The 13,831-nt window shown below is 57.5% G+C and carries 10 protein-coding genes; all 10 read right to left on the minus strand.

Annotated elements, in window-relative coordinates; all coding sequences use genetic code 11:
- Positions 1-3: 3 nt before the first annotated feature.
- Positions 4-1,572 carry a mannuronan 5-epimerase AlgG gene (gene algG / locus GIV35_RS09890; protein ID WP_105225828.1) on the minus strand — a complete coding sequence of 523 codons (1,569 nt, stop codon included), beginning with the start codon at positions 1,570-1,572 and terminating at the stop codon, positions 4-6.
- Positions 1,572-3,062, minus strand: coding sequence for an alginate export family protein (locus GIV35_RS09895; protein ID WP_202691157.1), 1,491 nt, complete (start codon positions 3,060-3,062; stop codon positions 1,572-1,574). Before GIV35_RS09895 ends, algG begins: the two co-directional genes overlap by 1 nt.
- Positions 3,059-4,579: an alginate biosynthesis TPR repeat lipoprotein AlgK gene (algK, locus tag GIV35_RS09900; protein ID WP_268939900.1), complete on the minus strand. Its 1,521-nt coding sequence runs from the start codon at positions 4,577-4,579 to the stop codon at positions 3,059-3,061. Before algK ends, GIV35_RS09895 begins: the two co-directional genes overlap by 4 nt.
- 8 nt (positions 4,580-4,587) lie before the next feature.
- The gene (locus GIV35_RS09905) at positions 4,588-5,754 is read right to left on the minus strand and encodes an alginate biosynthesis protein Alg44 (RefSeq protein ID WP_236264373.1); all 1,167 of its coding nucleotides are present in this window, start codon (positions 5,752-5,754) and stop codon (positions 4,588-4,590) included.
- Between the two features lie 37 nt (positions 5,755-5,791).
- The gene (gene alg8 / locus GIV35_RS09910) at positions 5,792-7,273 is read right to left on the minus strand and encodes a mannuronan synthase (RefSeq protein ID WP_161794312.1); all 1,482 of its coding nucleotides are present in this window, start codon (positions 7,271-7,273) and stop codon (positions 5,792-5,794) included.
- Positions 7,274-7,354: 81 nt separating this feature from the next.
- A complete protein-coding gene (locus GIV35_RS09915) occupies positions 7,355-8,671 on the minus strand; it encodes a nucleotide sugar dehydrogenase (protein WP_105225829.1) in 1,317 nt (438 codons plus the stop codon).
- 879 nt (positions 8,672-9,550) lie between these two features.
- The gene (gene yaaA / locus GIV35_RS09920) at positions 9,551-10,330 is read right to left on the minus strand and encodes a peroxide stress protein YaaA (RefSeq protein WP_236264374.1); all 780 of its coding nucleotides are present in this window, start codon (positions 10,328-10,330) and stop codon (positions 9,551-9,553) included.
- A 134-nt stretch (positions 10,331-10,464) separates the two neighbouring features.
- On the minus strand, positions 10,465-11,313 hold the full coding sequence (gene icmH / locus GIV35_RS09925) for a type IVB secretion system protein IcmH/DotU (RefSeq protein WP_236264375.1): 849 nt from the start codon (positions 11,311-11,313) through the stop codon (positions 10,465-10,467).
- A 135-nt stretch (positions 11,314-11,448) separates the two neighbouring features.
- The gene (locus GIV35_RS09930; protein WP_213152718.1) at positions 11,449-12,555 is read right to left on the minus strand and encodes a type VI immunity family protein; all 1,107 of its coding nucleotides are present in this window, start codon (positions 12,553-12,555) and stop codon (positions 11,449-11,451) included.
- 69 nt (positions 12,556-12,624) lie between these two features.
- On the minus strand, positions 12,625-13,605 hold the full coding sequence (locus GIV35_RS09935) for a hypothetical protein (protein ID WP_236264376.1): 981 nt from the start codon (positions 13,603-13,605) through the stop codon (positions 12,625-12,627).
- Between the last annotated feature and the right edge of the window lie 226 nt (positions 13,606-13,831).

Genomic DNA, 13,831 nt, shown 5'->3' on the forward strand with positions numbered 1-13,831 from the left:
TCCTCAGTCCTGCAATTCGGTCTGGCGTTCGACGGGGTCGATCAGCACGGCTTTCTGCTGGCGCACCAGCAGGTCGAGAATTTCTTCCTGGCGGTCGCCCAGGATGCCGGAGAAGCTGATGCCGCTGGATTTGGTCGGCGCCAGCATCGACACGCGATACAGCTCGATACTCAACGGCGAGTCGATAGACAGCGGCCCGCTGCCGTTACCCGCCAGTTCACCGCCAACCACGATCAGCGACACCTTGGCATCGAACGGGTCGAGGGCGATGTCGCGGTCGGTGTCGGTCAAGTCCTTGATGTGGCCGTACACGCCGGTCAGGCCGTTGGCCATCGAGGTGTTTTCGTAAAGCTTGATGTTCACGCTGTTACGCACGCGGATCCCGTGGCGACGGTTGCTGATCACCTTGTTGCCCCACAGCAGGTTGTCGCCGCTCTCATAGAGGGTGATGCCGTCGGTGTGGTTGCGGTAGATCTCGTTGTCGGCGATCAGGTTGTTTACGCTGTTACGGTCGATCACCAGGCCCGAGAGCTTGTTGTCGTAGCTGCGGTTGTTGAAGATGAAGCTGTCGTTCACTTCCCGGGAAATGATGATGCCGTGCTTCTTCTTGGTGCCGTACACGGTGTTGTCCGCGATGATCAGGCCGTGGGAACGGTCATGGGGGTCAATGCCGTAGACGATGTTGTCTTTGTAGGTATTGCCCTTGATCACAAAGCCCGTGGTCTCGTAGCAGTAGAAGCCGTACCACATGTCCGAGAACTCGGAGTCGATGATCCAACCGGTCGGCTCGGGGCGCTTGAGCACCTTGGCCATGTTCGGCGTGTACTGGGAAATACTCACCCCGTACGACTTACTGTTGGCGTAGCCGAAGCTGGCCATCTTGGTCTTGGAGATATAGGTCTCGGTGCCGCCCCAGGCCAGCAGGAACGGCCGGAATTCCTTGGCCGACTTGAACAGCGCGGGGCCGTTGGTTTTTTCATCCCAGCCGGTGACTTTGGTGTCACGCACGAACAGCTGGCCGTCGTTGATCAAAAACGAGCCGGCTTGCTGGGACAGGCGCAGTTCCTGGGTGTTTTTGTCGATATCGAGGATGCCTTTACGGCCCACCACGATCGGCAACTTGGCCAGGAACACGCCCGGCGACGTTTCGCTGAAGTACTGCTTGGGCACCTTGCCCAGCAGGTCCTTGAGGTTCATGTAGCCGTCATCGACGAAGATCGCCTGGGGAATGCCATGCTGGCGCACTACCCATTCGGCCATCTTGTTGTCACCGCCGATAAAGTCCTTGAGCGCGTCTTCCTGCATCATGCGGCGGATGCTGATTTTGCCCGCCTTGGTCTTGACGATTTTCTTTTCCATCGCCTGCGCGGTGTAGCCCGACAGGTCGGGTAGCGCCGGCTTGGCCATTTCCAGCGGCGCGGTGGGCGGGCTGGAGATGGTGTAGTTCTTGGCCTGTTGCAGTTCCTTGGCGATGATCGGCGCCTTGGCCGCCGTATCGGCGAACGCTGTGGCGCTGGCCATCAGCATTGCCGCGACGAGTAGGCTTTGAGCATTCATGGCGCAGGCTCCCATCAGAATTTCCAGACCACGTCGACAAACGCGCGGTGCATGTAGGAGTCGACCTGGCTGCCATAGGCATCGCCGGGCTTGAACACGCCGGCACGCAAACGCACCAGGGCTGAAGGCTCGTCGATCGACTGGCTCAGCGCCGCAGGCAGCAAGCCTTTCTTGAAGTACTTGGTGACCACCAGGTCCATCTCTTGGCCGAGGTCTTTCTTGCCGTCTTCAAGGGGCAGGGAGGTGCTGGAGAGGATCGCGCCGGTGACGTCGTCGGTGTTGTTCTGCACCGCGTCGATACCGTTGCTGCCCACCGGCTTGTTGCCGTCCACGCGCCAGAACTTGTGGTACACCAGGCTGGCGTCATAGTCCTCGCGCAGCTGCCAGGAACCGAACAGGCTCATGGACTGCATGTTGTTCATCTCGCCGCGAAACGCTTCACCGAAGCGATGCACGCGGGACTGGGTGCCGGTCCAGTTCGAACGGTTGCTTTGCAGGCCGTTCTGCTCGTATTCGGCGCTGGCACGGGAATAGGCCGCACCCACTTGCCACTGCGGGTCCAGGCGCAGGCGCACACCGATGTCGGTGGCCCAGCCGCTCAGGTCATCGCTGCGCTTGGCGCTGGTGGGGCGTGTGCCGTCGGCGTTCAAGGCGTTGACCTTGTCGCGGTCGCCGCGCATGCCGGTGATGCTTGCCCAGTAGTTGACGGTGTTGGTGTTGCGCCAGTTGTAGGCGTCGCTGTTGGCTTCGATGCCCAGCCAGGTCAGGTCGCCGTTTTCGCGCTTGTCCAGCGGGTCGCTGGCGACACCCGGTTCGGCGTAGTCGAGCTTGCCGTCGTCATGGGTGTGATGGCCGCGCACGCCGATCCACTGGCCCGGCGTCCACTGGTAGGCAGCGTCGGCGTAGAAGTGCTGGCGGTCTTTGTCGACCGGCGACAGTTCCTTGAGGTCGGTGCGGTATTCGCTGAAACGTTCGGCAGCGCCGACATTGGCCTTGAGCAAGGTGGTGTCGAAGGTCCAATTCAGCGCTTCGATGTTGGTGTCGCGCCATTGGCCGTCGTCATTGCGCAGGCGCTGACGGCCGAACTTGAGGATCTCGCCGGGGTAGGGCGTGAAGCCGCTGTAGCCGACCCAGAACTCACGCAGGGCCAGGTAGTTTTTCTTGGCCTTGCGGTCGTCGTTGCTCGACTGCTGCTCGGTGGTGTCATCGGCCGACTGTTGCAGGGTGTCGGTCTCGATGATGTCGCTGGACACCACCGCCTGGCCCATGGCATAGGCGCTCCACGCGCCGCTTTCGCCGTAGATCCAGGGGCGAACGTCAAGGCCGATGCCGTTGACGTCGCCGCCTTTCTGGGTGCCGAGGTCGCGGTCGTCTTCGGACTGCGCGGTGGCTTTGACTTCCAGGCCGAAGTTCTTGGCTTCGGTGAGCGCGGCCAGGGTCGGGCACGACCACAGCAGGGCGAAGGTCAGGCCGATACCGGCCTTGACGAATGGGTTGAGCTTCATAGGGATTCCTCGCCGTCTTCTTCTTGCAGGGCGTGCAGTTGCAGCGTGCTTTGGGCCAGGGTGCCGCGGGCGGCCAGTTCCTGTTGCACCAGGCGTTGGCCTTCGACGCGTTGCGCAGGCGTCAGCGGTGCTTCGAGCTGGGTGACCAGGTCATTAGCCTCTGGTGTGTCCTGGGCCTTGGCCAACTGGCTGAAGACATAGGCGTTCAATGGGTCGGGCTTGGTGCCCTTGCCTTGGGAAAACAGTTGGGCGATGGCGAAGTCGGCGCTGTTCTGGCCGTTGCGCGCTGCGGTCAGCAGGTGGTCCAGGGCCTTTTGCGGGTAGACCTTGCCCAGGTAGCCACGGCGGTAGATCTGGCCGAGGTAGTAATCGGCGGCCACTTCACGGCCCACGGCTTTCTCGAAATGCGCCTCGGCAGCCTTGGCATCGGCGGGCACCCACTTGCCTTCGTAGTAGAGCTTGCCCAGCAGCAATTCGGCGCGTGGCTGGTCGGCGGCACGGCCGTTGTCGAGGTACTTCATCATCTGGTCGACGTCGCCCAGTTCGGGGAAGTCGTAGAGCAGTTGCGCCAGGCTGACCCAGGACGCCGGGTAGCCAGGGGCGATTTTTTCCAGCAACGCCTGGGCAGTTTTTTCGTCCGGGGTGCCGAGGGTGGCATCGCCGAGTACGCGGGCCACGCTGTCGACGCGCTGCGCAGTCACGGTGCCACGGCTGTAGCCGGCTTCCATCTGCTTGAGCAATTCGGCCTGTTGTTCCGGCTGCTGTTTTTTCTGATAGACCGTGGCCAGTTCGACGTAGCAGATATCGGTGGTGTTCAGCGCGGCTTTGCAGATGCGCTCCACATCATCCAGATGCTGGTCGTAGGTACCCTGGGTGCGATACAGCAGCACCTGGGCCAGGCCGGCCTCCGGGTAACCCGCCGCCTGCCATTGGCTGATCTGCTGTTGGGCATTCACGTTGGGAAAGCTGTGGGGGTATTGCAGGTACAGCATTGCCAGCGGGATCAAGGTATTGCCTTCACCATTGGCAAAGGCTTTTTTCAGCAGGCTTTCGGCTTCATGGTGTTCGGCCTCAGTGGCGCCGGGCTTGGCCGCCAACAGGCGACCCAGGCGTGCCTGGGCGCGGGGCGAGGTGTCTGCCGCCGCACGGTAGGTGGCTTCGGCCTGCTTGATTTGCGCTGGGTCGCGGGTGCCGACCTGGATATCGGCCAGGCCCACCTGGGCCTCGCTGTAGCCCAGGTCTGCCAGTTGCTGGTAATTCTGCTGCGCGGTGACGGTGTCGCCGCGCTTGAGGGCTTCGTTGGCCAGGCGCTGGTCGGGCAGGCCGGCGCAACCGGCCAGGCTCACGGCCAGTGCCAGCGCGCAGTACGCAGAGGCCAAGTGAAATTTGCTCTGTGTGGGAGCTGGCTTGCCTGCGATGGCATCGCTGCGGTGCAACTGATGCACCGAGTCGCCTGCATCGCGGGCAAGCCCGGCTCCCACATGGGTCAACGGTGTATTTGGAAGAGTCACAGGCATGTCCTCGCTTACAGACCGTGAGCCATGGCTTTGTCGATCAGCCAGTTCAGCGATGGGCCACGGTCGCTGGTGACTTCCACCGGGCGGCCGGCGTAGGTGCTGTCCAGCGGTGCATCAGGCTTGATCTGCACGCGGATGTCGGAGGACAGGTCGGCGCTGTTCAGGCTGGTGCTGCTGACGATGGTGCCGGTGCGCACTTGTTCTTCGTCGGCGACCTGGAAGCTCACCGGGGTACCTGGGCGCACATCACCGAACTGGCGATAGCTGAAGCGCGCTTCCACATTGGCCTGGCTGCCACGCGGCACCAGTTGGAAGATCACATCCCCCTTGCTGGCGTACTGGCCGTCGGCGACCAATTGCTGGGCCACCACGCAATCGCACGGCGAAGTAAGGGTGCCGGTCATTTGCTTGCCGAACAGTTCTTCGACCTTGGCCGGTTGCAACTGGTCTTCGTCCAGGTGGCCCTTGAGCACGTCGAGCATGCTGGTGCTGAAAGTCGCCAGCGGCGCGCCCTTGGCTGCTACCGAATCACCCTTGAGCAGGCTTTGCACGGTGCCGTCACGGGGCATGGTCACGTTCATGCCCGGTACGCTCACAAGGCCTGCCTGGGCGTGGCTGACGAAGTACATGCCGTAGAGCGACTTGACCACAAAACCGAAGGCCGCCAGGCCCACCAGGAAGATCGCCAGGCTGAAGGTCACGACGCGCAGGCGACCGAACGCGGTCATGCCGCTGCCGCCGTCCTTGACCTTGCGTGCCTTGGTGAAGTTATCGCGTTGCAGGGTCGCGAGTACGTCGCCCATGGTCACGATGTCACCGGACAGGTGCGAGGTGATCAGGTGGCGCAGGGTAGAAATATCCTGGGCATCGAGGTTCTGGAACTGGCAACCGGTGCGGCCGGTCTGGCGGTCGTAGGAGCGAATCTGCAGCTCCACGTCCATGGCCAGGCCGAGGTTATCGATCACGAACTGCAGGCGGCCCTTGTGCACTTGGCCGATGGTGAGCGGCTGGGTGGCGGTGAAAGCCAGGCCGCCGGCGGACAGGTCGATAACCTTTGCTTCGGTCGGCGTGCGGTCGCTGTTGAAGAAGCGCAGCTTGGCCGGGATTTTCACCCGAGCGTGTTGGCGCTGGGCTTCGGATTCGTGGACAACGTTGGCGTTTACTTGGCTATTCATCGGGTGTAATTCCTAGGTTAATTCAGGCTTGGCAGGGTCAGACCATCATCAGCAACACGGCAACGAAGATGCTGCCGGCGGAGAAGGTCATGGTCCGAGACGACCAGGTGTTGAACCAACGTTGAAAGCTGGCCAAATCGCGGGTCAGTTTGGTGTCCTGGCGGGTCCAGGACTGTTGATCAAGGCGGAAGAACACGTAGATCTTCACCAACGCGCCCATGATCTGGTTGTAATAGAGAATCAGCGGGTAGGCCGGGCCGATCTTGTGGCCGGAGCACGACAACAGCAGGGTGAGGATCAGGCGGGTGATACCGATCCACAGCAGGTAGGCGAGGATGAACGCGCCGCCGTACTTGAAGGTGGCGATCATGGCCACGGTCAGGCCGAGCAGGGAGGTCCACATCGATACGCGCTGGTCGAACAGCACCACGCTGGTGAACAGGCCGAGGCGACGCACGCCCAGTCCCAGTGCACGGGAGTTCTGGCGCAGGTTGTTGCCGTACCAGCGGAACATCAGCTTGCGGCTGGCCTTGATAAAGCTCTTTTCCGGCGGGTGTTCCACGGTGTTGATCGCGGCATCCGGCACATAGAAGGTGTCGTAGCCCAGGCGCATCAGGCTGAACCAGCTGGACTTGTCATCCCCGGTGAGGAACTTGAAGCGGCCCAGGCGCCAGTGTTGCAGCGAGTCGCTTTCCACGTCGGCGATAAAGCCCGGGTCAGTCACTACGCTGGCGCGGAACACCGACATGCGCCCGGTCATGGTCAGCACGCGCTTGGACAGGGCCATGGAGCACATGTTGATGTGGCGTTGGGCGAAGCGCAGTTTGTGCCATTCGCTCATGATGTAGCCGCCGCGCACTTCGCAGAATTCGTTGGTGGTCAGGCCACCGACATTGCCGAACAGTTGGAACCACGGCACGGTCTTGCGCACCACGCCTTCGGCCAGCACGGTGTCGCCATCGATCACGGCGACCACGGCGCGGTCGTCCGGCAGGTGGCGCGAGATGGCGCGAAAACCGAAGGCCAGGCCGTCACGCTTGCCGGTACCGGCGATGCGCACGAAGTCGAGCTTGACGTGAGCCGGCGGGTTCATCTTTTCCCAGAGGCTTTTCACCAGCAGCTCATCGGACATTTCCACCAGCGAGCACACCACGGTGGTAGGGAAGCCGCAGTCGATGGCTTCGCGAATCACCGAGCTGTACACCTGTGCGGTGGTCAGCGCATCGATACGAAAACTGGTGACCATCAGGAACACATGGGACGGGTCGGCGGCCTTGCCGAGCTTGCGCACTTTGCGGCGCAGGTGCGGGTACACCACGTACAGGAACAGCATGCCGCGAAAGAAATGCGTCGCGCCCATCGAGTAGCGCCAGATACCCACGGCACCAATCAGGAAAATAAAATTCTTCGATTGCGAATCGAAGGTGCTCGCCGGCAACAGCAGGGCGAGACCCATCAGCAGGCTGAGAAAGAACAGCCAGCCGGCCGATTGCAGAAATACATGTTTTAACTTGGACATAAGCGTCATCCGCAAGGTGAGGAGGCTTCAGGCTGCAAGCGCTGGGGTAAGCCACTGGCAGCCTGAAACTTGCCGTTGCTGTTACCAGCAAATACCTTCGGTACGGCCGCTCACGCTGGTGGCCTTGGACATGAAGCCCACCAGGTCGACCACTTGCTTGCCGTGCGGGGCTTCGTGCGCAAGGGCGCGGAACTTCTCGTCACGGTTACCGAGGATGATCACGTCGGAGTTGTTGATCACATCATCGAAATCCGAGTTGAGCAGGGACGACACGTGCGGGATCTTGCCTTCGATGTAGTCCTTGTTCGCGCCGTGCATACGGGCGTACTCGACGTTGCTGTCGTAGATGCTCAGGTCGTAGCCCTTGCCGATCAGCATTTCCGCCAGTTCTACCAATGGGCTTTCACGCAGGTCATCGGTACCGGCCTTGAAGCTCAGGCCCAGCAGGGCGACTTTGCGCTTGTCGTGGCTGGAGACGATGTCGAAGGCGTTCTGCACCTGGGATTCGTTGCTGCGCATCAGCGAGTTGAGCAACGGTGCTTCCACGTCCAGGGAGCCGGCGCGGTAGGTCAGGGCGCGCACGTCTTTTGGCAGGCACGAACCGCCGAAAGCGAAGCCTGGGCGCATGTAGTACTGGGACAGGTTGAGGGTCTTGTCCTGGCAGACCACTTCCATCACTTCACGACCGTCAACGCCGACGGCCTTGGCGATGTTGCCGATCTCGTTGGCGAAGGTGACTTTGGTGGCGTGCCATACGTTGCAGGTGTACTTGATCATCTCGGCAACGGCGATGTCCTTGCGGATGATCGGCGCGTCGAGCTCTTCGTACAGCGACTGCAGGACGTCGCCGGAGGCTTTATCGAACTCGCCGATAACGGTCATCGGTGGCAGGTCGTAGTCGGCGATGGCGGTGGATTCACGCAGGAATTCCGGGTTGACCGCGACGCCGAAATCAACGCCGGCTTTCTTGCCGGAGCAGTCTTCGAGGATCGGGATTACCACGTTGGCGACGGTGCCCGGCAGTACGGTGCTGCGCACCACGATGGTGTGGCGGGTGGTCTTGTCACGCAGTACAAAACCGATCTCGCGGCATACCGACTCGATGTAGTTCAGTTCCAGGTCGCCGTTCTTCTTGCTCGGCGTACCGACGCAGATCATCGACAGGTCGGTGTCGCGGATGGCTTCGGCGAAGTTGGTGGTACCGCGCAGTCGACCGGTTGCGATGCCTTGGCTCAACAGTTCGCCCAGACCCGGTTCAACGATGGGGGATTTACCCGCATTGATCAGGTCAATCTTGTCCTTGGAGATGTCTACGCCGACCACTTCATGGCCACGGGCAGACAGGCAACCGGCACACACGGCGCCAACGTAACCCAAACCAAATATGCTGATGCGCATCGCAATTACCTCTATGTTTAAATCATGCCATTAGATGGCCGGAGTTCATGTTTGCAAGCGTCACTGATGCCGCGAAAGTTGGGCGAATAGACGCCGACTTACCGCGTGCAGGCATGTTGAATAACGAGTGACTAACTATTGCACTCAAGTTGTGCGCAACGTGGCCTTATTATTGGGGCTTGCCCTGAAATGCAGCCGGTTTTCCATGGCGGAAGGGTCCGGCGCCAGTGCCGCAGGGCTTTGATACAGGCAATAAGCCTTTTAATATCAATGCCTTGGGTGTTAACACTGGCTCATTTAGGTCAGCGCTGCCTTGGCCTTTAGGGGGTTGGCAATGAGTCCTTATCGCCGCCCTCAACTCAATCAGTTGATGATATGACCCTCGAGCCAAAGTGCTTTATGACAACTTGGCTACTTCCGTTGGTCGGTATGTAAGTCATCTCTTACGTAAACAGAGAATTTCGTTACCGGTGGTATGAGCGGTGCTTCCGGATGAAGTTCCGGGCCGCTCATCCCCTTTCTGGTAATTTTTTGAAATATTAGAAAAGATGGCACTAGTACTATATTGATAGCACTTGCTATTTAGGCCAGTAGTTATGGGGAGTTGGTGCGAGAGGGTAGTTTTGTGCCACTACCGTTAAAAAAAAGTGGTGCCACTACGAAAAAAACCGACGAGTGTCGAGTGAAGAAATTGTTAGAGATGTGTCTTGATATTTTTTGACGTCAAATAAATGACGATTGGTGGGGTGAAATGCAGGCAAAAAATGTGGGAGCTGGCTTGCCTGCGATAGCGGTGTATCAGCGACATGTGAGTCGGCTGACCCTCCGCTATCGCAGGCAAGCCAGCTCCCACAGTTGATGTTGGTGGCTGTACAGGCCTTATTCCGGTGCGTGATCGCGCAAAAACACCAGGTTATCCGGCTTGGACTGCTCCGCATTGAAGCGATAGCCCTGTACATCGAACTGCTTGAGCTTGGCCGGATCGTTGATGCGTTCTTCAATCACAAACCGGCTCATCATGCCCCGAGCTTTTTTCGCGTAGAAGCTGATGATCTTGTACTGGCCGTTCTTCAGGTCCTTGAACTCGGTGTTGATGATCCGTGCCTTCAAGGCCGTGCGCTTGACCGCCGAAAAATACTCATTGGACGCCAGGTTGAGCAGCACATCGTCGCCTTGCTCGGCCAGTGCTTCATTCAACCACTCGCTGATGCGCGTGCCCCAGAACGCGTAAAGGTCCTTGCCGCGGGCGTTGGTCAGCTTGGTGCCCATCTCCAGGCGATACGGCATCATCAGGTCCAGCGGGCGCAGCAGGCCGTACAGGCCCGAGAGCATACGCAGATGGTCCTGAGCATAGCTGAAATCAGCCTCGCTGAAAGTCTCGGCATTCAGGCCGGTATACACGTCGCCCTTGAACGCCAGCAGCGCCTGCTTGGCGTTGTCCGGAGTGAAGGCCGGCGTCCAACTGCCGAAACGCGCGGCGTTGAGGCCACCGATCTTGTCGGAGACGTGCATCAACTCACTGATTTGCGCCGGGCTCAGTTCGCGCAGTTGCTCGATCAGTTCCTGGGAGTGGTCCAGGTACTGCGGCTGGGTGAAGCGCGCAGTGACCGGCTTGGACTCGAAGTCGAGGGTTTTGGCGGGGGAAATCACCATCAGCATGAAGTTGGCTCCTGGAATCGTGGCGTGTAGCGTGGGCGCGATTCTAGGGGTTGGGGCGTTTTGACTCCACCTATGATGGTGATAGGCACATGTTGGCGCTGATACGACAACTGGACGAGTGCTCTGGAAAACGGCTAGAGGCTGAGGATCCGCTCCAGAGACGCCAATACTTGCTGGGTGATGGTGTTCAAGCGAATCGAGTAGACCGTGTAGGCGACCGTCAGTACTACGGCGGCCATGGCCCACGGCGTCCACAATGGCCAGGTGCGTTTGATCCGGTAGTTGCGCGGCGCGACGTTCGTCAGCGGGTCGGTCAGGCGCTTGGGTGTTTCGCCACGAAGAGGGCGCAGCAGACCGTGCAACTGGTCGATGATTTTGTGTATTTCGTCATCGCCCTTGCTATGGGCGCCGTATTTGCCTTTGAGGCCGGAGATCAGGCATTGGTACATGAACTCCAGCACATGCTGGTACTTGGCGGCTTCGGGAATCATGTTGTTCATGATGGTGAAGATTTTTTCGCCGCCTTGGGTCTCGCCGTGGAATTGACTGAGCAATGAGCGGGCGCTCCAGGTAGAGAGCCTGCCCCAGGTGGTGCGCATGACCACTTCGTCCACCAACAGGCACAGGCTGTAGGAATAGGCCTTGAGCATGCTGGCGTCGTAGTCGAGCTTGCGGACTTCTTCCATGATCGCGATGATCTGGTTGCTGACGCTTTGGTACAGCGCCGGTACGTCATTGTGGTGGTCCAGACGGCGCAGGCGGATGACCAGGCCGATCAGCGGCGTGGCGGCGTCGCACAGCGGGTTCCAGGCCACGCCGCGTATATCGTATTCAGGGTCTGCCAGCAGTACGGGCGGCTTCGGCTTGGCTTGCTCCACGCTGAGGGCGGCCGTTTCGTTACTGGCGTCCTGTGGCAAGTAGTTGAAGAGCTGATTGTTATGTCCTGTTGCAGGCATGTTTTTGCTGGGTGTGGGATCAGTCATTTTTTTCTCCAGTCGTGCACAACTGCTCCAAATCCGGCAATTAATCACTGAGGTCGACGCCGACCCCGTTGCCGATGATCAGGCCTTGCCAGTGAAGGCGACAGAGCCTGAAATAGCTGAAGCCAGAAGGGTTGATTACAGTTTGAATTTATCGTCAGGGGCTTGGCTGAAAAGGTCATCAAGCATCTGCCTGCTAGCGTTCAGCTGTTGTTGCTCCGCTGCTGATACACGGCGATAAAGCGGTGAAGGCGGGGGCCTCGGGGAGTCGCTGGGACGGTCAAAACGGCGCATCCATTGGTTGCTGGTGCGCTCGTTGAGGCGCACCTCACCGGCAATCGAGCCGTAGTGCAATGAGCCAATATTGCTGACCCGCAAGGGTTTGAGCACTTCATTGACCATCACATATAGCTCGGGGCGAGGGTCGACATCCGCTTTGCCCAGGGCAGGCCAGTCTCCAGCACGAAAAATGGTGCCCCATTCGTAAGGCAAAATGCCTATGCGTATGTCGTTGAGTTGTTCGAGCAAATCCTCGGTTGTCCCTAATTTGCTTACCCAATGGTGGGCAAGGTAGGTATACCAGTTGAGGTTGCTGTAGCCGGTGCGCCAGCTCTCGTTTGCAATCAAGAGCGTTAAATCTAAGCCCCTATAGTTTTCTAATAGCTCATATTCAACGTGCTGATAATTTTGTATTTCGTAACTATTTTGAATGCCCAGTCCTGCGGATCCATGCAAAGGGCGTAAAATGTTGCACATGTCTACAATGAGTTTTTCAAAGTTAATGCCTCCATTATTTTTTAGTTCTTCTACTGGAAGATAGAATCTTATTGTTGTTAGCGCGCTGTGAATTCGCTCGAACCATTCCACTGGAAGTAGTGCTTCGAACATGTATTTCCCTGGATGCTCGAACCCTTGTTGTGATGACCACATAAAAGACGCCGAGTCAGAAAATCCATCAGATTGAATGTAAGAAAGGTATCTGTTCATCGTTTGCGAGCAAAAATCTTGCTTTATTATTTTTTCACTGCCCATGTATCCCCAAATCAGTTTTTCACCGAAATGCCTACAATAAAGCTCAAACGCCTCAGCAATGTGTTTTCGGCGAGCTGGAAGGTAAGCATCTGCCAGGTAAAAAGTTACCACTAACCCAACTTGAAGGACCGGCTGCTCTTCGTATTCTTGGTCGACAATGGTAAAGTCCCATCGATGGGCATCGAAGTCTTTGAAAAACTGCTCTTCATTCATGGTTTGCCTCCGGTATGTCCTCAAAAAATACATAGTTTTGGAGGGTGGTTATTAGACTTGTAGACGCGGTTAGTTATCTATGTGGACGAACTCGTCCCAGCGAACCCCGTCAAAACGCAGTAATTTTTCAGATGAAAGTGCCCACAAGACACCGTCTTTTGACTCGATGGAGCTGACCTCTTTAGCTGTGATGTCGATCTTTTTGATTGTGTTGTCGATAAGTTTGTAAATGCCGTTATTGGCTCCGATGTAGATATTATTTTGGAATTCAGTTGCTGAATAAAAGTCAGCATCTATTTTCTTTCGGGCGAGCACTTTAAAACCCAATCGTGCGCTCCCATTGATTATTGTCCCCTGTGAACCAACGACCCAGACAATTCCAGAGGATGAGATATAGATACAATGAAGGTCAGCGGCTGTTAGGCGAGGTAATTTGTGCCATTGGGCTCCATCGTGATTTGCTAGAAAGCCATCAGTTCCGACAACGTAGATATCGCCCGTTGAACCGTCTATATCAAACAAGTCAAGGGTTTGGTCTATGGAAAGCTTTACGCTCTCCATAAAGCTCATGTCAGTGTTTGCTATGATTAACTTGTTTTTTTGAAGTATGCCATCATCAAAATGCTCCCAGGCGGACTCGTTTCTTCTATAGATCTGTCCTCTGTGGCCACAGCTATACAACTGACCATCTATATATTTTATTTTGTTGACGTATCCATACATTTTGCTGGATGGGTCGAGGCCGGCATCTTGTATCTTTTCAACGCTAATTGCATCTCTGCTAAAGCACTCAATGTAGCCTTCTTCGCTGAGTGCGTAGATTTTACGTGTTGCTCCTGAGGTCGGCGGAGGGAAGCAGGTTGAGACCACATGCCAGTCTGGCAGGTCATGATAGAACCACTTGTCCTTATTCTTGTCTTGGTAGAAAAAAAGTCGAGAATAAGGTTCGTCAAAAGTGCGATCTACGAATGAGCATGACATGTAATACATGTCCCTGTTGATTGCTGATCCAGTATTCATAATCAGCGAATTTGGTTGTTTTGAGGACATCTTTAACTTCCTTTAGAAGTCACCCGCGCCGACTGTCCCACGGGACCCTGGTGGGATACCTTCAGGGATTCGTTTTCTGTTGGGGCCTTGGCGTGGACCTCGTCTGAATGCGGGGTCTGGTACGACATGATGGCCTGTCAAACCTTTTGCTTTGCATGTGCCTGGTTTGTAAGGGCGTAATAAAAACTTTTCATACCTGAAAATTTCCCGCCATTTTTCCCTTTAG

This window comes from Pseudomonas sp. PA-1-6B (genome assembly GCF_021609545.1).
Taxonomy (GTDB): Bacteria; Pseudomonadota; Gammaproteobacteria; order Pseudomonadales; family Pseudomonadaceae; genus Aquipseudomonas; species Aquipseudomonas fluorescens_BV.